We start from the raw sequence: 21,305 nt of genomic DNA on the forward strand, positions 1-21,305 counted from the left end.
GTACTTACACTAAGTGCAACTTTGCACTCAGGGCAAGTTAAATCTCCGGTGGTGCCGTGTGGGCCTGGGGTGCGGCCGACGTCGCGGGCTGTGCGGGCTGCTGGGCAGCGGTGCTGGTCAGGTAGATCGACTGGCCAGTGGCGCCGGGCTCGCCTTCGGCCAGGGGGATGGCGAACACTGCGGTCCCGTAGGCGCACACTTCGGTCCAGTTGCCGCCCATCTCGGACGTGTCGAAGCGCATGGCGACAATAGCGTTGGCGCCGCGCTGCTGTGCCTCGTTGACCATGCGGGCCATGACTTCCTGGCGGCTCTCATAGAGCGCCTTGGTCATTTCGGGCAGCTCGCCGCCGCCGAGGGAACGGAAGCCGGCCATCACTTGGGCGCCGATATCTCGTGAGCGGACGGTAAGTCCCATGACTTCGCCGAAGACGGCGTCGATCCTGTGGCCCGGAATCTTGTTTGAGGTGACGATCAGCATGGACAGAGCCTATCCAGAATTCACCCCGTTAAAAGGACAAATCCCCGGGGCATTTCCCGGGGATTTGTCCATGCGACGATGGACCGCAGCTAGGCCTTGGCGCCAGCGAGCTCCCGGGTGTCCCCGGATGCTTCCGCAGACTCGGTCTCGGCTGCGAATGCTGTTCCCTTGCGTGGTGCGTTGTAGAGCGATTCGTCCAGGATTCCCTGCCGTTTGGCGACGATGGCCGGAACCAGCGCTTGTCCTGCGACGTTGACGGCCGTGCGGCCCATGTCCAGGATCGGGTCGATCGCCAGGAGGAGCCCGACGCCGGCGAGCGGCAGCCCCAGCGTGGAAAGGGTCAGCGTGAGCATGACGACGGCGCCCGTGGTGCCTGCCGTTGCTGCCGAACCAAGGACCGAAACCACCACGATCAGCAGGTACTGGCTGAAGTCCAGGTTGATGCCGAAGAACTGGGCAACGAAGATCGCAGCGACGGCTGGGTAGATGGCGGCGCAACCGTCCATCTTGGTGGTGGCGCCGAGCGGCACGGCGAAGGATGCGTAACCCTGGGGAACCCCGAGGTTGCGTTCGGTGACGCGCTGTGTGAGCGGCAGCGTGCCGATCGAAGAACGCGAGACGAACGCGAGCTGCACTGCGGGCCACACGCCCGAGAAGTACTGCTTGACGGACAGTCCATGGGTCTTGACCAGGATCGGGTAGACGACAAAGAGCACTAGGGCGAGGCCTGCGTAGATGGCCACCGTGAACTTGCCGAGCGAACCGATGGTGTCCCAACCGTAAACGGCCACGGCGTTGCCGATCAGGCCGATAGTACCCAGCGGGGCGATACGGATGATCCACCAGAGGACCTTCTGGATGACGGCCAGAGCGGAACCATTCAGGTTCAGGAACGGTTCGGCCTGCTTGCCGACCTTGAGGGCGGCGACGCCGACAGCGATGGCGATCACCAGGATCTGCAGCACGTTGAAGCTGATCGAAGTGCTGGCGACGCCGTCCGTGACGCTCGTGCTCGCGCCGATGCCCAGGAAGTTCTTAGGGAAGAGGCCGGTGAGGAACGCCCACCAGTCGCCGGTCTTTCCGGCGTACTCGGCCTTCTTGGTGATGCCGGTGCCGGAGCCCGGCTGCAGGAGCACTCCAAGTCCGATGCCGATCATCACTGCGATGAGCGAGGTGATGGCGAACCAGAGCAAAGTGTTCCATGCCAATTTCGCTGCATTGGACACTTGGCGGAGGTTCGCGATGGAGCTCACCACAGCGGTGAAGATCAAGGGCACGACGGCGGTCTGCAGCAGCGAGACGTAGCTCGAGCCGATGGTCTGCAGCGTGGCGCCGAGCCCGTTGGGAGTCTTCGTGGTGCTGCCGGTGGCTTTGGCCAGGAGACCGAGTGCCAGGCCGATCACGAGGGCCGCGATGATCTGGACGCCGAAGGACGTTGCCCACTTGGGAAGCCGGGACGAAGTCTTTCCGGCGGAAGTCAAAGTGTTGGATGAATTGCTCACCGGAACAAACTAGGCCCCGACAAATACCACCGCGAGCCGAGGTTGAGAAATGTTACGGTCTCACATTCGACCCACTACCAAAAAGGCCCATGAATTCGCCGCCAATCCACCATTTATGAAGTTATTCCCGGACGGAATGTGGGGAATGTAACAGCGTTTTGGCTAGGTGATGGGCACCTTCCGCACCGTGCCCTTGACGACAGGCATCCGGCAGCGTGCGTCAAAGCGACGAAGGAGCAGCACGCCGAGGATGCGTGTCGCCAAGGGCGACCGACACGCCGGACTAACCCAGCAAAGCGCGTTTGAGCGTATCCAAACCAACCGAACCGATGTTCAGGGCATCCGTGTGGAAGGACTTCAGGTCGAATCCGTCGCGGCGTTCGAGTTCAGCCCGGATTTCTTCCCATAGCCGTTGCCCTACCTTGTACGAGGGAGCCTGCCCCGGCCAGCCGAGATACCGGGTGAATTCGAACTGGAGCTGGCCCGCGCTGATGGGAAGGTTGGACTTGAGGAATTCGAAACCTTTTTCAGAGGTCCAGGTGCCGCTGCCCCAGCGTTCGGGAACTTCCAGCTCGAGGTGGACGCCTATATCGAATACGACGCGGGCAGCGCGCATGCGCTGCATGTCCAGCATGCCCATGTGATCGCCCGGGTCCTTGAGGTAGCCGAGCTCCAGCATGAGCTTTTCGGCATAGAGGGCCCAGCCTTCACCGTGCCCGGAGACCCAGCAGACGTTCCGTCGCCAGTTGTTGAGGAGTTCGCGGCGATAGACGGCGGTGGCCACCTGGAGGTGGTGGCCGGGGACGCCTTCGTGGAACACCGTGGTGGTTTCGGCCCAGGTGGTGAAGGTGTCTTCGCCGGCGGGGACGGACCACCACATGCGGCCGGGCCGGGAGAAGTCGTCAGAGGGACCTGTGTAGTAGATGCCGCCTTCGTCCGTGGGCGCAATACGGCATTCGAGCGTCTTCATGATGTCCGGGATTTCGAAGTGCACGTCAGCCAGTTCGGCTACAGCGCGGTCGGAGAGGTCCTGCATCCAGGCCTTGAGGGCCTCGGTGCCCTTGATTTGCCGCTCGGGATCGTTGTCGAGGATGGCTTTGGCTTCCTCGATGGACGCGCCGGGCTTGATTTGCTCTGCTACGCGCTCCTGTTCGGCAATAATCCTGTCGAGTTCCTGCACGCCCCAGGCGTACGTTTCCTCGAGGTCCACGGTTGCTCCGAGGAACAAACGTGACGCCAGGGCGTAGCGTTCGCGGCCCACCGCATCCTTTTCGGGAGCAAAGGGCAGAAGCTCCGCTTCGAGGAAGGCGGCGAGGCGCAAGTAAGCGGACCGCGCGACTGCGGCACCGGCGTCGAGCTTTTCCTGCAGTTCCGCAGGCAGCGGCTGCCCGTCGAGGGAGGCTTCCGAAGCGAGCTTGGCGAAGAAGCCGTCCTCGGCCGCGTACTTGCTGGTCTGTTCGATGACGATCTCGACTTGGCGGGCTGCGGAGACCCTCCCTGCCTCCTTGGCCGAACGAAGGGAAACGATGTACCCGTCGATCGCTTCAGCAATGTTGGCCGCGCGGCCGGCGATGTGCTCCCAGTGTTCGGCAGTGTCGGTGGGCATGAGGTCGAAGATCGCGCGGATGGTTTGGGCCGGAGACTCGATGTTGTTCAGGTCCGCGGCGTCCCAGCCTGACTCGTGGATCTCGAGGGCCAGTCCGAGCCGTTCCCGCATCGCGTCAAGGGTGACGACATCGGAGGCGTCCGTGGGTTCGAGGGTGGCGAGCTCGTCGAGGGTGCCGCGCGCTGCCTTGGCAAATGCCTCCGCGCCGGCAGGCGAGAAGTCCTGGTACTCGGTTTCGTGTCCGGGCAGGCCGAGGGTGGTGGCCAGGGTCGGGTTGAGGGCAAGGAGGGTGTCCGTGTAGGCGTCGGCGACCGCATCGATGGCAGTCTGGAGGCGTGCCGGAGCTGTGTTAGGAGTAGTCACCCCAAGAGCCTAACCGCGGCAAGACTCTTGTGAAAGGGTTGTTGCAGATGATCCGGCCGCCAACCCAACTAGCTCGCATTTAATGTCGTTCTGGGCCTTCAAAACGGCATTAAATGCGTGGGCCCACGCCGCCAGGGTTCCCTGGCCGAGCTTGCGAGGCGAGGGTGGCGGTGGGGACAGTTGGGTCACCACGGAACTTAACCCCTGCTGCGCCTCCAGGCGCCTGGCCCCGGCGTGGGGTCCATGCGCAGTTGCTGCCGTCGCAGCCAGTGCCGAGTGCTCGGTTTTGGAGTTTCGGTTTCCTCGGGCGCTCCAAGGGAGGCGACGACGGCGGCAAGCGCCGCGAGTTCTTCCGGCGTCGGGTTTCCCTTGACGACCGAAAGCAACGGTTGCGCCGGCTCCACGTCAGTGGAATCAGGCCCGGAGTCAGGAAGGTTCTGTTCGACGCTCACAGGGGGATGTTTCCGTGCTTCTTGGTGGGCAGGCTTGCGCGCTTGTCGCGAAGGGCGCGGAGGCCCTTGATGATCTGCAGGCGGGTCTCCGACGGCGCGATGACGGCGTCGACGTAGCCCAGCTCGGCTGCCTGGTAGGGGTTGAGGAGTTCTTCCTCGTATTGGCGGATGATCTCGGCACGCTTGCCTTCGACGTCCCCACCGGCCTCGGCGACGGCGGCAAGGTCGCGGCGGTACAGGATGTTGACGGCACCTTGTGCGCCCATGACGCCGATCTGGGCCGTCGGCCAGGCCAGGTTGAGGTCGGCCCCAAGCTTCTTGGAGCCCATCACGATGTACGCTCCGCCGTAGGCCTTACGGGTGATGACCGTCAGCTTGGGCACCGTGGCCTCGGCGTAGGCGTATAGCAGCTTGGCTCCGCGGCGGATGATGCCCTGGAACTCCTGGTCCTTGCCGGGCAGGAAGCCGGGGACGTCCACCAGAGTGATGATGGGAACGTTGAAGGCATCGCAGTGGCGGACAAAGCGGGCGGCCTTTTCCGAAGCGGAGATGTCCAGGGTGCCGGCGAACTGCATGGGCTGGTTTGCCACGATCCCGACCGTGTGGCCTTCAACCCGGCCATAGCCGATGATCACGTTGGGGGCGTAGAGCGACTGCATTTCGAGGAAATGGGCGTCATCGACGATCTGCTCGATGACCTTGCGTATGTCGTAGGGCTGGTTGGCCGAGTCCGGGATGAGCGTGTCCAGGGCGAGGTCGTCGTCGTCGAGCTCCAGTTCCTGCTCGTGCTCCAGGACGGGGGCCTCGGACAGGTTGTTTGACGGCAGGAAGTCCAGGAGTTCGCGGACGAACTCGATCGCGTCGGCTTCGTCATTTGCGAGGTACGTTGCAGTACCGGTGGTGGCGTTGTGCTGGCGGGCGCCGCCGAGGGTTTCCATGTCCACGTCTTCCCCGGTGACGGTCTTGATGACGTCGGGTCCGGTGATGAACATGTGGGAGGTCTTGTCCACCATCACTATGTAGTCGGTGAGGGCGGGGGAGTAGGCCGCGCCGCCGGCGCACGGGCCCATGATGAGGGAAATCTGGGGGACGACGCCCGAAGAGTGGACGTTGTTGCGGAAGATGTCGGCGAACATCGCGAGCGAGGCGACGCCTTCCTGGATACGCGCGCCGCCGCCGTCGTTGATGCCCACCATCGGGCAGCCGTTGCGGAGGGCGAATTCCTGTACCTTGACGATCTTCTCACCGTTGACCTGGCTCAGGGAGCCGCCGTAGACGCTGAATTCCTGGCTGTAGATGGCTACGAGGCGGCCGTCGACGGTTCCATAGCCTGAGACAACGCCGTCGCCGAGGGGCTTCTTCTTCTCCATCCCGAACGCGGTGGAGCGGTGGACGGCCAGGGCGTCGAACTCCACGAAGGAGTCTCCGTCGAGGAGCATGTCGATGCGTTCGCGGGCGGTGTTCTTGCCGCGGGCATGCTGCTTCTCGATCGCTTCGGGGCCGGAAGGTTGTTCTGCACGGGCCTGGCGGTCGCGGAAGTCGGCAATCTTTCCCGCTGTCGTTGTCAGATCGTGGCTCATCAAATGTCTCCGGCTCTGTAGCTGATTTACGCTGGCACTGCTTCGTTAGGCATGCGCTCTTAAGTAGCATCCGTACAAAGTGCGGGCCCTGTTGGCTAGTCTAATGACGCAAAAGCCACAGACCGCTGTAGAAACCCTACAATTTTCCGACTTCAAGTCGAGCATCGAACTATGTTACTCGCCGGTAACATAGTTGGGTTACAGTGTCCTCATGACCTCAAGCAACGATGCTTCTGCAAACCCTGCCCTTCCCTACCAGGCGCGTGGATCTCTGAAGGGCCGCACCATCCTGATGTCCGGCGGCAGCCGCGGCATCGGCCTGGCAATCGCAACCCGCGCGGCCCGCGACGGCGCCAACATCGTCATCATGGCCAAGACCGGAGAACCCCACCCCAAGCTGCAAGGAACGGTCTTCACGGCCGCCGAGCAACTGGAAGCAGCGGGCGCACAGGCGCTGCCGCTCGTTGGGGACGTCCGCAACGACGGTGACGTTGCCGCGGCGGTTGCCGCCGCCGTCGAACGCTTCGGCGGAATCGACGTCGTAGTCAACAACGCCTCGGCGATAGATCTCTCACGCACTGACGCGATTGACATGAAACGCTATGACCTCATGCAGGACATCAACGTCCGGGGCACCTTCCTGCTGTCCAAGCTCGCGCTTCCAGCCCTGCGGAAATCGAGCAACGGGCACATCCTGACTCTCTCCCCACCGTTGAACCTCGATCCGAAGTGGGCCGGGATGCACTTGGCGTACACCATGGCCAAGTACGGCATGAGCCTCACCACGCTGGGACTGGCCGAAGAACTCAAGAACGACGGCGTGTGGGTCAACTCGCTGTGGCCCTGCACCCTGATCGACACTGCCGCCATTCGGAATATGCCTGGCGGGGCACAGATCGCGCAAGCCGCCAGGGGGCCGGAAATCATGGCCGACGCGGCGCACGCTGTCCTGACCGGGGCGCACCTGACCGCAGACTCAGGCGGTTCGGCAAGTAGTTCCTCAGCAAGTAAAACGGGCAACTTCTACACGGACGAACAGGTGTTGAGGGCTGCGGGTGTTTCGGACTTCAGGCCCTACAGTCTGGGCGCCCCGGAGGAGAAGCTGGTGTCGGATATCTTCCTCTAAGCGGACAACTTCTTCCGGGACCAGCCTGGCTGGATAGGATTCTGTCTATGGACGTCGAACAGCCTGCCAGCAGCGAACCACGTGCCCCGCGCCTGGGTCTGGACCGTGATGCCCTGCTTCACCCCGACTTCCTCGCGGCCGCCGGTATTTCGCAATTGAAGATCGTGGAGACCACAGGCTCCACGAACGCGGATCTGCTGCGCGCCGTTACTTCGGAGCCCAAGGAATGGGCAGACCTCGCCGTCCTCACCGCCGAGCACCAGACCGCGGCGCGGGGCCGGCTCGACCGTCACTGGGAATCTCCCGCACGTTCGGCGATTTCCGTTTCGATCGTCCTGCGCCCCGTGAATTCCCAAGGCCTGCCCGTCCCGACCCAGAGCTACTCCTGGCTCTCCCTTCTTGGCGCACTGGCCTTGCGTGAGACCCTCCTGGAAACCGCCGGCCTGCCTGCCGAGATCAAGTGGCCCAACGATGTCCTCGTCCGGGGCAAGAAGATCGCCGGGATCCTGGCCCAGATGGGGCCGATGGGCGATGGCTCGGTTCCTGCGGTGATCCTGGGGACCGGCCTCAACGTCACGCTCGGCGAGGATGAATTGCCTGTCCCCACGGCAACCTCAGTTCTGCTTGAAGGTGCCACCACCACGGACCGCACGGTCCTTCTTCGCAACTATCTCTCCCGCTTCGCAACGCTGTACCGCAGTTTCTGCAACGCCGACGGCGACCCCACAGCGGGATTGGCCGGCGGCTCCTCCCTGCACAAGCGGGTAGAAGCTGTCATGGTCACCTTGGGACGCGAAGTCAAAGCTCACTTGCCCGGCGACCACGAATTGGTGGGGCATGCGTCCAGGTTGGATGAATATGGTTCCCTTTTAGTGGTGGACCACGGTGGCCGCGAGCACGTCGTGACCGCCGGCGATGTCGTCCACCTGAGGGCTACCGAAAGCGGTTATGCGTAAAGAGCTCCTGCGTGGGGAGCAAGTCATCGTGATCACGCGGCAGCAGCCCAGGATGCTCTTTGGTCCCGTCCTGGCATTCATACTTGTTCCCGCGGCCGCCGCGTTCGCCTGTGCATGGATTGTCAAGGGCGGACCGGGCAAGTTGCTTCCGGTCATCACAAGCGACTGGACCCAATGGTTGGTTGCCGCGTGCCTTGCCATTGTGGCGATCGTGCTGCTCGGCTACAGCCTCCCGCGATTCATCCGCTGGCGCAGCATACGGTACATCCTGACAAGCGGCCGGATAGTTGCCCGTTTCGGAATGCTTCGCCGCGGCGACTGGCAGGTTCCGCTGGCTGCGGTGCGTAGCGTGGGGATTCAACAATCGCTGCTCCAACGGATATTGCGCTCCGGGAATATATCCTTGGATACCGGGCACCCTGGCGAGGCCGTTCTCGCGGACGTCCCGGAGGTCGGCAAGTTTCGAAGTTTCATCCTGGATGCCATGGCCGAGCTTCCGACGAATGTCAGGTTCGGCCCCGGCGCCGTGCAGGAGACCGGCGACTTTGACAGTTTTGCTGGACCAGTTGACTACCCGGATGCCGCGTTGCCCTGGGATATGAGAGAAGGTGGAAGAGATGAGCGTTGACGAGCAGGAGCCTGAGTACATGGACCACGAGCCCGACGCCGTGCCCGAACCTTCCGTGGACCAGGCACCAACGGGGGTCCTCCCCGTCGTGTCCCCGCCAACCGGCGCCCTGTCTTCAGAACGGCTTGCCATCAAGGCCCTGGAAACCAGGCTCCTGGGCGGCGAACGCAAACTCCGGCGACGCGAAGTGGCGGCCGGAGCAGGTGTCTCGCTGTTGTCTGCCCGCAAGCTGTGGCGAGCGCTGGGTTTCCCCAACTTCGGCGACCAGGACGTCGCGTTCACTGAGCGCGACCTCGCTGCGCTTTCCACCATCCTTGACCTCGTCCGCGCAGGAAAGCTCACCGAGGAAGCTGCCATTTCCGTGACGCGCGCGATCGGCCAGATGACCGACCGGATGGTGGTGTGGCAAGTCGAGGCCCTCATCGAAGACATGGTGATGCAGCAAGGCATTCCCGACGCCGTTGCCCGCAAACAGTTGGTCAATGAACTGCCCAACCTCGTCGATGCCATGGAAGAGATCCTCCTGTACTCGTGGCGCCGCCAGATGAACGCCGGTGTGCAGCGTCTGGCCGTCCGTGCAGAGGCAGGTCTTCAAGCCAGCGAAGCCGGCCGCGAAGGGGACGAAGACGATGCCCCTTTGCCCTTGGCGCGCGCCGTGGGTTTTGCCGACCTCGTCTCCTACACGAGCCTGTCACGCCGCATGAACGAGAAAACCCTGGCCCAGTTGGTCCAGCGCTTCGAGAACAAATGCGCGGAAATTATCTCCATCGGCGGCGGACGCCTCGTCAAGACCGTCGGCGACGAAGTCCTCTACATCGCCGAGACGCCGGCCGCCGGCGCTGAGATCTCCTTGGCCCTCGCCCAGGCCTTCACGGAAGACGAAATCCTGCCGGAAGCCCGGGTCGCCATGGTCTGGGGACGGATCCTTTCCCGCCTCGGCGATATTTACGGCCCCACCGTCAACCTCGCGGCCCGCCTCACCGCCTTGGCCGAACCCGGCACGGTCCTCGTGGACGAGATGACGGCGGCAGCGCTGGGCCAGGACGAACGCTTCGTCCTGGTTCCACAGACGGCCGAGAACGTTCGTGGTTTCGGGGAAATCCTCCCCGTCCGGCTTGCCCGCGGCCTTGGCAAGGGACTGGTTCTCGACTGATGAATTCACCCTCCGCAGCGACCTCCCCTGAGCCCGGATTCACGTTGAGCTATGGCTACGGGACGGACCGCGGACTCAGCCGGGAACTCAACGAAGATTCGCTCATCGCGGAGGATCCGGTCTTCGCGGTCGCTGACGGCATGGGCGGCCATGAGGCGGGCGAGATTGCCAGCGCGTTGTGCGTACGGACCCTCGGCAGCATGCCTCAATTGGCGTCGGGAGTCCGCTCGGCGACCGCTGTTGCCATGCAAGAGTGCATCCTTGCCGCCGACTCCCAGATCCGGAATGCCACGGGTGGCCGCGCCGGAACTACGCTCACAGGCGTCGTTGTGGCCGAGCACATGGGCGTCCCGTATTGGCTGGTCATGAACATCGGCGATTCGCGCACTTATCGCTTGAGCCGGGGCGATTTCAGGCAGATCAGCGTGGACCATTCGGAAGTCCAGGAACTCGTGGAGGCCGGCAGCATCACGCGGGAAGAGGCCATGGTGCATCCGCGCCGCCATGTGGTGACCCGCGCCCTCGGCACCGGCGGCGAAAACGAAGCGGACTTCTGGTTGCTGCCCATCCAGGATGGGGACCGGATGCTGATCTGCTCGGACGGACTCACCGGGGAGCTGAGCGACGAGCACATGTCCCGGATCCTGAGCGCGGTGGAGAAGCCCCAAGACGCGGTGGATGCCCTCATTCAGGAGGCGTTGCTAAGTGGCGGACGGGACAATGTCACCGCGATTGTGGTGGATGCCAGGATCGAGTAGAACGACGCCGAAGGGACCCGCACCGGCTTCTGCCGATGGCGTTTTGGGGGGACGGGATTTGCGACACGCCCGGACTTTGTAGGAAGATTCCGGTCAATACCACCCCAACTCCGGGCGGCCTGTGCCGTCCTGCAGAGGTAAACATGACACAACGCTCCTCCGCGCGCTCTGGCGGCGCGACCCGTACCGCCGTGCGACGCCCGTTCTCCGTTGTCCTCGCGGGCATTGCCATGGCTGTGGTGATGTGCGCTTTCCCGTTGCTTTCGGCCCATGCCGAGACCGTCGGGCCTCCCGGCCAGGGACAAGTTTCGCCCGCCCCGGCCCCGGACCCGGCACCAACCGAGCCCACGCCAACCCAGCCGAAGGTCGTGGATCCCGCGCCCACCAAGCCACCCGTCGTCGCGCCGGTGGTCCCGGCACCCGCCCCGGCGGTGCCGGCACCCGCCGCGCCCGAACCGGCCCCCATGACACAGGTGACCCTGCAACCGGAACCCAGCGTGGCGCCGTCGGAGGCTCCGCTGGCCTCGAGTTCGGCTACCCCGTCGGATACCCCGACGACGAGCAGCGCCTCGCCGTCGGCGTCGTCCAATTGGAATACCCCCATCCAAGACGGCCTCAAGGCGACCCAGGCTGCCGCGGTGAGCGGTACAAAAGGGCCGGGTTCTGACATGTTCGCCGTGATCGCCATCATGGGCGGCGTGCTTTTGGTGGCGGCGGGCGGCATTGCCTTCGCTTTGTGGAGCCGTCACCGCTTCTCGCACTGATTCCTGCTTGTGGTCCCTGCTTGTGATTCCTGCTTGTGATCCCTGCTTGTGATCCCTGCTTGTGATCCCTGCTTGTCGCCCAGCGGCCGTATTTTGTCGCTGCTTTGCGGCAAGATAGGTACGTGAGCACAGCAGAGAGCGAAACCGCAGTTCCAACGGAAGCCGTACGGGAAGAGTACGAAAACCTCGCAGACCTCGTCCGCAAGTACCGCTATGCGTACTACCAGGAAGATGCGCCGACTGTTTCGGATGCCGAGTTCGACTCCCTCTACCGCCGCCTTGAGGAGCTCGAGGCTTTGCATCCCGAGCTCGTGTCCAACGATTCGCCCACGCAGGAAGTGGGCGGAGAGGTTTCGGCCGCTTTCGCCGCCGTCGAGCACCGCCAGAGGATGTACAGCCTGGAGGATGTCTTCTCGCTGGACGAATTGGAAGCGTGGGTCCGCAAGGCCGAGGCTTCGGTCGAAAAACTGGGCACGGCGGCATCCCGTATTGCGTGGCTGACGGAGCTGAAGATCGACGGCCTGGCAGTGAACCTGCTCTACCGCGACGGCAAGCTGGTCCGTGCCGCCACGCGCGGAGACGGCACTACGGGCGAGGACATCACCCACAATGTGCTCACCATCAAGGAGATCCCGCGCCAGCTCAGTGGCAGCGGATTTCCGTCCGAGGTGGAAATCCGGGGCGAAGTCTTCATTCCGTCCAAGGCATTCGCTGAATTCAACGAGGCGCTGATCGAGGCAGGCAAGGCTCCGTTGGCCAACCCCCGCAACGCCGCGGCCGGTTCCCTGCGGCAGAAAGACCCCGCGGAAACCGCCAAACGCCCCTTGCGGATGTTCGTCCACGGCATCGGGGCCCGCGAAGGCCTTGACTCCGCGAGCCAGTCGGAAACGTACAAGCTGCTGGAGGAGTGGGGCCTGCCGGTCAGCCCCTATTTGAAGGTCCTGGACTCCTTCGAGGAGGTCCTCGAATTCATCAAACACTTCGGTGAACACCGGCACGACCTCCTGCACGAGATCGACGGCATCGTGGTCAAAATCGACGACTTCGCCACGCAGCGTGCCCTCGGCTACACCTCTCGGGTGCCTCGTTGGGCGGTTGCCTACAAATACCCGCCGGAGGAAGTCCACACCAAGCTGCTGGACATCCAAGTCAACGTCGGCCGCACCGGCCGCGTCACTCCCTACGGGGTGATGGAACCGGTCAAGGTGGCCGGATCAACCGTGGAGATGGCCACCTTGCACAACCAGGACGTGGTCAAGGCCAAGGGCGTCATGATCGGCGACATCGTGATTCTGCGGAAGGCCGGCGACGTCATTCCTGAGATCGTCGGGCCGGTATTGGCGTTGCGAGACCAGCAGGATCCTCCGGTGCGTGAGTTCGTGATGCCCACGGAATGCCCGTCCTGCCACACGCCCTTGGCGCCGGCGAAGGAAGGCGACGTCGATATCCGCTGTCCCAACGCGAAGTCCTGCCCGTCGCAGCTACGCGAGCGTGTCTTCCACGTGGCGAGCAGGGGCGCTTTCGACATTGAGGCACTGGGGTGGGAAGCAGCCATCGCGCTCACCCAGCCGGCGGAGCCGGAAACTCCGCCCCTGCGCAGTGAGGCGGCCCTGTTCAACCTCGCTCCGGAGGATCTCGCCGAGGTCCGCATCCGCCGTGAGAAGCGCTCCAAAGGCGTGGGCACGGGAACGTACGAACTGGTGCCGTATTTCTATTCCAAGGCCACTGCCAAGACCCCTTCGAAACCTACAGCCACCACGGACAAACTCTTCAAGGAACTGGAGAAAGCCAAGACCCAACCCCTCTGGCGCGTCCTGGTTGCCTTGTCCATCCGGCACGTCGGCCCCACAGCGTCCCGGGCCCTGGCCACGGCTCTTGGGAGCATGGAAGCCATCCGGGCCGCCTCCGAGGAGGAGCTGGCCAACGTCGACGGGGTAGGGCCGACCATTGCAGCAGCACTCAAGGAATGGTTTGCCGTTGACTGGCACCAGGAAATCGTGGACAGCTGGGCCGCGGCCGGGGTGCGCATGGTTGACGATCGCGACGCCGGCATCCAGCGGAACCTGGAAGGACTCACCATCGTGGTGACGGGCTCCCTGCCCACGCTGAGCCGGGACGAAGCCAAGGAAGCCATCATCATCAGGGGCGGCAAGGCAGCCGGCTCGGTTTCCAAGAACACCAGTTACGTCGTGGCCGGGGAGAACGCAGGCTCCAAGCTGGACAAGGCCGAGCAGCTTGGTATCCGGGTGTTGGACGAGGACGGCTTCAAAGCATTGCTCGACGGCGTTCTGGAACCCGCCGGCGGCACGGCTCAGGATGATGAAGACGCAGCCGTTGCTGTGGCAGGCGCTGCCGCGGCGGAACTGGACCCCGCCGAATGACGGCCGATATTTTGGAGCTTCTCGCTGTCGCCCACACCGCTGCTGCGGCAGGGGCGGAGGTGCTCGCCGCCCGGCCTGCCGGCCCCAACTCGGCGGGGAACCTCGGCGTCGTGAACAAGGGCGACGCCGGCGACTGGGTGACGGCCTTCGATGTCGCGGCGGAGAACGCCGTGCGGGGCGCCATTACCGCGGCCCGCCCGCACGACACCATCACGGGCGAAGAGCACGGCACCACCCGGCCCGAGGAGCCCAGTGGCTACCGATGGTCCATCGACCCCTTGGACGGCACCACGAACTTCATCCGGAATATCGTCTACTACGCCACGTCCGTGGCAGTTGCGGATGCCGACGGCGTCTGGCTGGCCGGCGTCGTCAACGCCCCGGCGCTGGGACGCATCTACTCGGCGGCACGTGGCCACGGAGCGTGGCTTGAAGAAAACGGGCAACGCACCCAACTGAGTGGACCGCTGCTTGGCCGTACAGGGCTGATTGTGGCCTCGGGGTTCAGCTACGATCCCGCCACGAGGGCCGAGCAGTTCGCCGGGCTTGGGAACCTCATGGAAGGCTTTGCCGATCTCCGCCGGCTCGGCTCCGCCGCATTGGATCTCTGCCTCGTGGCTGATGGAACCCACGACGCCTTCGGAGAGCGCGGGCTCAACGAACACGACTACGCGGCGGGTGCCTTGATCGCAGAGGAAGCCGGCTGCTGGGTCCGCCGCCCACGGCTGACCAGCCCGCTGGACGGCGGCCCCACAGATGCGGACCGTTTGGAAGCGTGGACGTGCGCGGGGACCCTTGAGCTCTCGGGCAAGTTCCCGCTTTAAGATCGCGGAGGCTTCGGTGATACGGACGCTGGCGATTTCGAACTACCGCTCCATCCGGGACCTGACCATGGAGCTGCATGAACTGGACTTGGTCACCGGCTCCAATGGCAGCGGCAAATCCTCGCTTTACCGTGCTTTGCGGCTCTTGTCGGAGTGCGCCGGGAGCGATTCCGGGAACGTCGTGGGGTCCTTGGCCCGCGATGGAGGACTCAGCTCGACGCTATGGGCCGGACCAGAAACCATCAGCGATGCCATGCGGCGGGGTGAAGCGCCGGTGCAAGGGACAGTCCGGAAGGAATCGGTCAACCTGAAACTGGGTTTCTCCGGAGATGACTTCGGCTATCTGATCGACCTGGGACTGCCCGTTTCCGGTGGCGCTTTTGACGACGCCATAGGCAGGCCCGTCCCGTCCGCGTTCAACAGGGATCCGGAGATCAAACGAGAGCAGGTGTTTTCCGGCCCTGTAGCGAGGCCCGGGTCGGTGCTCGTGGACCGCAAAGGGGCCGTTGCCCGGCTGAGAGGCGAGAAAGGCGAATGGGTGGAACTGTCCCGTCGCCTGCACGCTTACGAAAGCATGCTCACAGAAGTCTCTGACCACGACAGGGCCCCGGAGGTACTCAGGGTCCGGGACATGGTGCGGTCCTGGCGCTTCTATGACCACTTCCGTACCGACCATGAAGCTCCAGCCCGTCAGGCGCAAATCGGCACCAGGACTCCCGTCCTCCACCATTCTGGGAGTGATCTTGCGGCAGCCTTGCAAACACTCCGCGAAACTGGCCAGGACGGTCTGCTCGACGACGCGATCGGCAGCGCTTTCCCAGGCAGTAGGTTGCGGATCGCCGTCGTCGACGGTCGCTTCAGCGTCGAACTCCAACAGCCCGGCATGCTTCGGGCCATGGCGGCCGCCGAACTGTCCGATGGCACACTCCGCTACCTCATGTTGGTTGCGGCACTTCTGACGCCGAGGCCGCCGGAGCTCATGGTGCTCAACGAGCCGGAAACCAGTCTGCATGTGGATCTGATGCCGGCGCTGGCCCAGCTCATCGTTCAAGCCGGTGAGCGCAGCCAGCTGATTGTGGTCTCCCACTCTGCGCCCCTGATCGCTGCCTTGCGGGAGAGCGGACGCGTGCATCAGCACGAGCTGTACAAGGACGTGGGGGAGACCAGGATCAAGGACCTCGGTGCACTGGAGGGGCCGCCCTGGAACTGGCCCCGCCGGTGACTCGTGCACCGAACATCCTGATGTCAGGCTCCGGCGAGCGACCCAAGCTCCGAGAAGCGGTTCGCCGGGCGGTCCAGGCCGTAGTGTTCCCTCAGTGTGCTGCCCGTGTATTCGGTGCGGAACAGCCCCCGGTCACGCAGCACCGGCACCACGTGGTCAACAAAGGTTTCGAGACCCGACGGTAGAACGGCCGGCATGATGTTGAAGCCGTCGGCCGCGCCGTTTTCGAACCACAGCTGGATCGCGTCGGCCACTTGCTCCGGCGTTCCTGCGAAAGTCAGGTGGCCGCGGCCGCCTCCCAGCCTGCCGATCAGCTGCCGTACCGTGAGCTTCTCGCGGCGCGCAAGCTCCACAATGAGGGTATAGCGGCTCTTCGCTCCTTCGATCGAGTCCTCGTTGGGAAGATCGGCGGGAAGTTGGCGGTCGAGAGGCAAGTCCTCGGGCTTCACGCGGAGCGTCTTGGCCAGCTCGGCCCTCGCGTATTCGGGGCGGATCAGCTCATCCAGTTCACGTTCCAGGAGCAGCGCTTCGGCATGGGTGGCGGCGATCACCGGGACAATTCCCGGCAGGATCTTGATGCTCTCAGCCGTCCGGCCGAGTGCGACTGTCCGTGCCTTCAGGTCTACGTAGAACGCCTGGGCATCTTCAAGGGTTTGCTGGGCCGTGAACACGGCCTCGGCGTACCTGGCGGCCAGGCCCTTGCCATTTTCGGAGGAGCCCGCCTGGACGATCAGGGGATGGCCTTGGGGAGAGCGCGGCACATTGAGCGGCCCGCGGACCCGGAAGTGCTTGCCCACGTGGTTGATGGGCCGGACCTTGGCTGAGTCTGCCCAGACGCCGGCTTCCTTGTCAGCGATGACAGCGTCGTCCTCCCAGCTGTCCCAGAGCTTGGCGGCCACTTCCAGGAACTCGGCGGCCCGTTCATAGCGGGTGGCGTGGGCGGGCTGATCGTCTATGCCGAAGTTCCGCGCTGCTTCCGGCCCGGCTGTGGTCACCACGTTCCAGCCAGCCCTCCCGCCACTCACGAAGTCCACCGAGGCGAAGCGACGGGCCAAATTGAAGGGGTCGTTGTAAGTAGTGGACGCCGTGGCGATGAGGCCGATTTTTTCGGTCGCAGCCGCAATCGCGGTAAGCAGCACCGTCGGTTCCAGTTTGCCCGCGGGACGGCGCCCGACGTCGCCGAAGATCACGGGGGAGTCGGCGAAAAAGATGGAATCGAAGGTTCCACGCTCGGCAATCCGTGCGAGGTTTTGGTAGTGCAGGATGTCGGTGCTGGCGCGCGGGTTGCTTTCGGGCAGCCGCCACGAAGCCTCGTGGTGACCTGTGCTCATGAGGAATGCGTTGAGGTGGAGTGTGCGTTGCTGGGGGCTCATCTGTGTTCCTTTCGTTGTCTCCTGGCCGCCAATCAACCACGAGACAACCGCCCCGCGCCAGCATCACGAAACCTTCCCGCAACAGCAGGAAACCGGGCTTCACAGCCGGAAACCGGACTCAATCTGGCGCCACGCGAAGCAATGTTTGAGCGGCCGCCGACGCTCGCTCACTTATATGGGGTTTTCCCCCGACGCTCGCTCACTTATATGGGGTTTTCCCCCGACGCTCGCTCACTTATATCTGAGCGAGCGTTGTGGGATTGGGGCGTATATCTGAGCGAGCGTCGGGGGCGGGGCGCCGCGAAGCCGGCCGCCGCCGTCGTACTTTAAGACGCGCGCTCACCTATATGGGGTTTTCCTTCGACGCTCGCTCACTTATATCTGAACGAGCGTCGGATCCCGGGTGATAGTTCGGTCACGGAAACGCCGCTTTGGCACCCCGGCCCATGCGGACCCGACTACCATGGATCAGTGCATTCGCAGATTACCGTCCGTCCCGCCCTGCCCGAAGACTACGACGCCGTAGCCCGTATCACGATGGCGTCTTACGTGACCGCTGGCTACTATGGCAGCCCGGACCACCCATACCTGGAGAAGCTGCGCGATGTGGCGGGCCGCGCCAAGAATGCCGACGTCTTCGTCGCCGAGCGCGATGGCCAGGTCATCGGCTCCGTCACGTCGGCCAAGGCCGGAGGCGACTTTTCGGACATCGGCCTTCCGGACGAACTCGAAATGCGCACGTTGGTGGTTGATCCGGAGGTTCAGCGCTCGGGCGCGGGACGTGCACTCGTCCAGGCAGTAGTAGACCAAGCCCGTTCCATGGATGGCATTAACGCCGTTTCCCTCACCACAGGCGCAACGTGGGAAAGCGCGAATGCCCTCTACGCCAAGACCGGATTCGAGCGCGAGCCGGAGCGTGATTGGTTCGTACCTGGGACCGACATAAAACTGTTCGTTTATCGGCAGGATGTCCGCCAGCCATAAAGTTTCCTCGTAAACCCCGGCTATCGGGCCGGGTGCGGAAACTGAGAAAGGCGCGGCATGCGCAAGACATTCGGCACGGGCTCGGTCTGGGAACAGACCCTTGGATACTCCCGTGCGGTCCAGGTGGACAATACACTCTTCATTTCGGCCACGGCGGCGTCCGGGCCTGATGGCATCGTCGGCAACGACTTCTACTCGCAGACCAAGTACATCCTCGAAAAGCTGGGTGCGGTCCTGGCCGACGCCGGTTTCGCCTACGATGACGTCGTGCAGTCCAAGCTCTACCTGACCGACATCAGCAAGTGGGAAGACGCCGGCCGCGCACACGGCGAGGTCTTCGGCGAGATCCGTCCCACCCTTTCACTCGTCCACGTCCTGCCGTTCCTCGACCCGGAAATGCTGGTCGAAATCGAACTGGTAGCCCAGAAGAGCGCCTAAGAACTATCAAAGGTTGGCGCGAGCTGGCAGTAGATGCCCTCAAGAACGGCGGGAAGGGTCATTTGCTGCCAGTTCGCGCGGGGACGCCGTAGCGGTGTTCGGGGCGGCCGGTGCTGCCGTAACGCAGCTGGATCTCGACGGCGCCATCATCTGCCAGCGAGGACAGGTACCGTTGCGCCGTGGCGCGCGAGACGCCCACCCGTTCGGCCACTTCCGTGGCCGAGTATTGTTCCCCCGGTGCCAAGGATTCCAGCACGGACGCTTCGGTCGCCGAACGAGGCTTTCCCGACGGCGCCACGTCACCGGCGACGAGCGCCCGCTTGGCCCGTTCGATCGTGTCCTGGTCCACGGCATGTTGGCGGCCGAGGATCCGCCGGTATCTGGCATATGAACGCAGTTGCTGCGACAGAGATTCAGCCGTGAACGGTTTCAAGAGGTACGCCAAGGCCCCTCGGCGCAGGGCCGTCCTGATCGACACGGCGTCGGAAGCCGCGGTCAGCATCATGGCATCCACATCGAGCTGCCCCAGGAGATCCAGGCCCGAACCGTCCGGCAGATAAACGTCCAGCAACACGAGGTCCGGCCGAAGGCTATGGACGGACTGCAGCGCCTGCGCCGTCGATCCCACGGGGGCCAGGGCCAGGAAACCGGCCACGGAGTCCACGTAGGCGGCGTGGAGCTTGGCGACGTGAAAATCATCATCCACGATCAACACCCTGAAGTCTTCGCTCACTGGTGTCCTTCCCTGCGTTCGGCGCCTGCGGAGCGTTCAGCTGCGGGTGGTTCGGCCCGGAGGGCATTGTGCGGCGTGCCCGTCACGCCCGGCATCGTGGCCATAAAGACGGCGCCAGGGCCGCCGGGCGAGCCCGGGTCCAAGACGCGCACATCGCCACCGCGACGACGGGCGAGTTGCCGGACCAGCGCAAGCCCGAGTCCTTGCCCACTTGCCTTGGCGATACCGCCCTCGGCGGGTTCCGCCGTCGTGAACCCTTCCACGAAAACCCTTTCGGGCTCGACCCCGCCGAGGCCGTCGCCGGAGTCCGCGACGACGATGTGCAGCGTGCCGCCGTCGGGCCCTGGTTCGTCGAGCAGCTCAAGCTCCACCCAGCGTTGCGTCGAAGAGCCGGCGACGGCGGCGTTGACGGCGTTGTCGATCAGGTTGCCAAGCACGGTGGTGACGTCCTGCGGCTCGGTGACGTGCCCCCGCACCAAGGTCTCGGGGCCGATCCGCAACGCCACCCCTCGCTCGTCCGCTTCCACGCTTTTCGCCCCGACGAACGCCTGGAGGTAAGGATCCTGGAGGAGCTCGGCTTGCTGCACGGGAAACTTCAGGGGGCCGGTGGCGGAGATCCTGGCGAGGTAGTCCTTGGCCTGGCCGTGTTGGCCGATGCTCATGAAGCCGGCGATCGTGTGCAGCTGGTTCGCGAATTCGTGGCGTTGGGCCCGCAGTGCGGCGGACATGGTGCCTACGGCGTCGAGCTGGCGTGTCAGCTGCTGCAGCTCGGTGCGGTCCCTGAGCATGACCACCCAGCCGAGATCCTCCTTGCGGTGCAGCGCCTTGCGGGCGTTGGCAACCAAGACCCTGCCGCCCGCCACGATTTCCACTGCTTCGGCGTCGTGTGCGGAGGGTTGAGTCAGGGCCTTTAGCTGCGCCGGGACGGCGGCCCTTTCCCAGTCAGTGCCCGCCAAGTCAGTGCCCGCCAGGTCGGTGCCGGACCGGGCCGAGCCGGCCGTGGCGGGGGAGCCAGGAGTTCCTGAGCCTTCCGGCATGCCGAGCAGCCGCCTCGCCGCGGCATTGAAGACTGTGATGCGGCCATCGGCGGAAATGCCGATCACGCCGTCGTCCACTCCTTGAAGCACGGCGACCTGGTCATGCACCAGAGTGCTGATTTCTTCGGGTTCGAGGCCCAGCGTCAGGCGTTGCAAACGTCGGCGTAGGAGGAAGGACGCGAGAACGCCGGCCATTAGGGAGCCCGCCGCGGTCAGGGCAATCGGGACGATGTCCTCGGCAAGGCTTTGGCCGAGAGACTCCATAGAGTAGCCGACGCTGACTTCGCCCACCACCGTCGCTGCGGAACCGGGAGCGAAGACGGGGACCTTGGCGCCCGCCGATGGTCCCAAGGTTCCGGTGTTCCGAGTGGTGACTTCCTTCCCGGAGAGGGCATCCGAGGGGTCCGTGCTGACCCGTTCGCCGAGACGGACCCGGTCCGGGTGGGCCAGCCGCAGGCCGGTCTCGTCCGTGACCACCACGAACAAAGCACCGGTGCGGCTCCTGGCAGCCTCGGCAGCAGCTTGGATAGGTCCGGCCGCGAGAACGGTAGCGGGCGGGGTTCCGGGCTCTTTGCTGATGGCTTCGACCTGGGAGCGGAGCGCGGGCTCCGAGGCCACGGTGCGCGCCAAAGTCAGCGCCTGGTTCTCCGCCTCCGTGCCGATGCGCCCATAGACGAGCCACGCGTGCACGGTGCCACTAAGTAGCACGACTAAGAGGACGACGCCGAGTTGCAGGAGCAGGGTCTGCGTCGAGAACCGCAGGGCAAGCCTGGGCATGCTGCCTCCTTCCGGCGGGGATTGGCCGGCTGGAGCGGGGCAGCAGCGGCGCTGTATTTCTACGTCTACCTCTCCATTGAAGCATTGAGCACAATGAGCAAAATGCTCTCAATCAGCAGTATGTCCATCAAATCCCACAAAGGCCTTGCCGTGAGCGTCGCCACTATACG

The 21,305-nt window shown here is 64.2% G+C and carries 19 protein-coding genes; 11 read left to right on the forward strand and 8 right to left on the reverse strand.

What is annotated here, in order from left to right:
- Positions 1-37 precede the first annotated feature (37 nt).
- The 5 genes from ABEA18_RS12080 to ABEA18_RS12100 form a co-directional block, all read right to left on the reverse strand.
- Positions 38-478 carry a YbjQ family protein gene (locus tag ABEA18_RS12080; RefSeq protein WP_345449654.1) on the reverse strand — a complete coding sequence of 147 codons (441 nt, stop codon included), beginning with the start codon at positions 476-478 and terminating at the stop codon, positions 38-40.
- An 89-nt stretch (positions 479-567) separates the two neighbouring features.
- Entirely contained in the window at positions 568-1,980 is a 1,413-nt protein-coding gene (locus ABEA18_RS12085; protein ID WP_345449655.1) for a dicarboxylate/amino acid:cation symporter, read from the reverse strand.
- Positions 1,981-2,263: 283 nt separating this feature from the next.
- On the reverse strand, positions 2,264-3,949 hold the full coding sequence (locus ABEA18_RS12090) for a DUF885 domain-containing protein (protein WP_345449656.1): 1,686 nt from the start codon (positions 3,947-3,949) through the stop codon (positions 2,264-2,266).
- Between the two features lie 197 nt (positions 3,950-4,146).
- Positions 4,147-4,401, reverse strand: coding sequence for an acyl-CoA carboxylase subunit epsilon (locus ABEA18_RS12095; RefSeq protein WP_345449657.1), 255 nt, complete (start codon positions 4,399-4,401; stop codon positions 4,147-4,149).
- Positions 4,398-5,981, reverse strand: a complete 1,584-nt coding sequence (locus ABEA18_RS12100; protein ID WP_345449658.1) for an acyl-CoA carboxylase subunit beta — start codon at positions 5,979-5,981, stop codon at positions 4,398-4,400. The genes ABEA18_RS12095 and ABEA18_RS12100 overlap by 4 nt, the downstream gene beginning before the upstream one ends.
- Positions 5,982-6,192: 211 nt before the next feature.
- Between ABEA18_RS12100 and ABEA18_RS12105 the strand changes: the two genes are divergently transcribed.
- From ABEA18_RS12105 to ABEA18_RS12145, 9 genes are all read left to right on the forward strand, one after another.
- The gene (locus ABEA18_RS12105) at positions 6,193-7,107 is read left to right on the forward strand and encodes an SDR family oxidoreductase (RefSeq protein ID WP_345449659.1); all 915 of its coding nucleotides are present in this window, start codon (positions 6,193-6,195) and stop codon (positions 7,105-7,107) included.
- A gap of 47 nt (positions 7,108-7,154) precedes the next feature.
- Positions 7,155-8,063, forward strand: coding sequence for a biotin--[acetyl-CoA-carboxylase] ligase (locus ABEA18_RS12110; RefSeq protein ID WP_345449660.1), 909 nt, complete (start codon positions 7,155-7,157; stop codon positions 8,061-8,063).
- On the forward strand, positions 8,056-8,691 hold the full coding sequence (locus ABEA18_RS12115; protein ID WP_345449661.1) for a PH domain-containing protein: 636 nt from the start codon (positions 8,056-8,058) through the stop codon (positions 8,689-8,691). The genes ABEA18_RS12110 and ABEA18_RS12115 overlap by 8 nt, the downstream gene beginning before the upstream one ends.
- The gene (locus ABEA18_RS12120) at positions 8,681-9,844 is read left to right on the forward strand and encodes an adenylate/guanylate cyclase domain-containing protein (protein ID WP_345449662.1); all 1,164 of its coding nucleotides are present in this window, start codon (positions 8,681-8,683) and stop codon (positions 9,842-9,844) included. Before ABEA18_RS12115 ends, ABEA18_RS12120 begins: the two co-directional genes overlap by 11 nt.
- Positions 9,844-10,602, forward strand: a complete 759-nt coding sequence (locus ABEA18_RS12125; RefSeq protein WP_425550517.1) for a PP2C family protein-serine/threonine phosphatase — start codon at positions 9,844-9,846, stop codon at positions 10,600-10,602. Before ABEA18_RS12120 ends, ABEA18_RS12125 begins: the two co-directional genes overlap by 1 nt.
- A gap of 143 nt (positions 10,603-10,745) precedes the next feature.
- Positions 10,746-11,366 (forward strand): hypothetical protein, encoded by a 621-nt coding sequence (locus ABEA18_RS12130; protein ID WP_345449663.1) that lies wholly within the window; start codon positions 10,746-10,748, stop codon positions 11,364-11,366.
- Between the two features lie 122 nt (positions 11,367-11,488).
- Positions 11,489-13,747, forward strand: a complete 2,259-nt coding sequence (ligA, locus tag ABEA18_RS12135) for an NAD-dependent DNA ligase LigA (protein WP_425550518.1) — start codon at positions 11,489-11,491, stop codon at positions 13,745-13,747.
- A complete protein-coding gene (locus tag ABEA18_RS12140) occupies positions 13,744-14,571 on the forward strand; it encodes an inositol monophosphatase family protein (protein WP_345449664.1) in 828 nt (275 codons plus the stop codon). Before ligA ends, ABEA18_RS12140 begins: the two co-directional genes overlap by 4 nt.
- A gap of 16 nt (positions 14,572-14,587) precedes the next feature.
- Positions 14,588-15,793 (forward strand): AAA family ATPase, encoded by a 1,206-nt coding sequence (locus ABEA18_RS12145; protein ID WP_345449665.1) that lies wholly within the window; start codon positions 14,588-14,590, stop codon positions 15,791-15,793.
- Between the two features lie 23 nt (positions 15,794-15,816).
- Here ABEA18_RS12145 and ABEA18_RS12150 read toward each other — a convergent pair whose 3' ends face one another.
- Complete coding sequence (locus tag ABEA18_RS12150) at positions 15,817-17,166, reverse strand: LLM class flavin-dependent oxidoreductase (protein WP_345449666.1); 1,350 nt, start codon at positions 17,164-17,166, stop codon at positions 15,817-15,819.
- Positions 17,167-17,637: 471 nt separating this feature from the next.
- On the opposite strand from ABEA18_RS12150, the gene ABEA18_RS12155 reads away from it, so the two are divergent.
- Together ABEA18_RS12155 and ABEA18_RS12160 are read left to right on the forward strand one after the other, a co-directional pair.
- Positions 17,638-18,150, forward strand: coding sequence for a GNAT family N-acetyltransferase (locus ABEA18_RS12155; RefSeq protein ID WP_345449667.1), 513 nt, complete (start codon positions 17,638-17,640; stop codon positions 18,148-18,150).
- 57 nt (positions 18,151-18,207) lie between these two features.
- Positions 18,208-18,588, forward strand: coding sequence for a RidA family protein (locus ABEA18_RS12160; RefSeq protein WP_345449668.1), 381 nt, complete (start codon positions 18,208-18,210; stop codon positions 18,586-18,588).
- A gap of 58 nt (positions 18,589-18,646) precedes the next feature.
- On the opposite strand, the gene ABEA18_RS12165 is transcribed toward ABEA18_RS12160, so the two are convergent.
- Positions 18,647-19,321, reverse strand: a complete 675-nt coding sequence (locus tag ABEA18_RS12165; RefSeq protein ID WP_284751375.1) for a response regulator — start codon at positions 19,319-19,321, stop codon at positions 18,647-18,649.
- Entirely contained in the window at positions 19,318-21,135 is a 1,818-nt protein-coding gene (locus ABEA18_RS12170; protein ID WP_345449669.1) for a sensor histidine kinase, read from the reverse strand. The genes ABEA18_RS12165 and ABEA18_RS12170 overlap by 4 nt, the downstream gene beginning before the upstream one ends.
- Between the last annotated feature and the right edge of the window lie 170 nt (positions 21,136-21,305).

Origin of the sequence: Arthrobacter gyeryongensis (genome assembly GCF_039543785.1) — a bacterium.
GTDB classification, from domain to species: Bacteria; Actinomycetota; Actinomycetes; order Actinomycetales; family Micrococcaceae; genus Arthrobacter; species Arthrobacter gyeryongensis.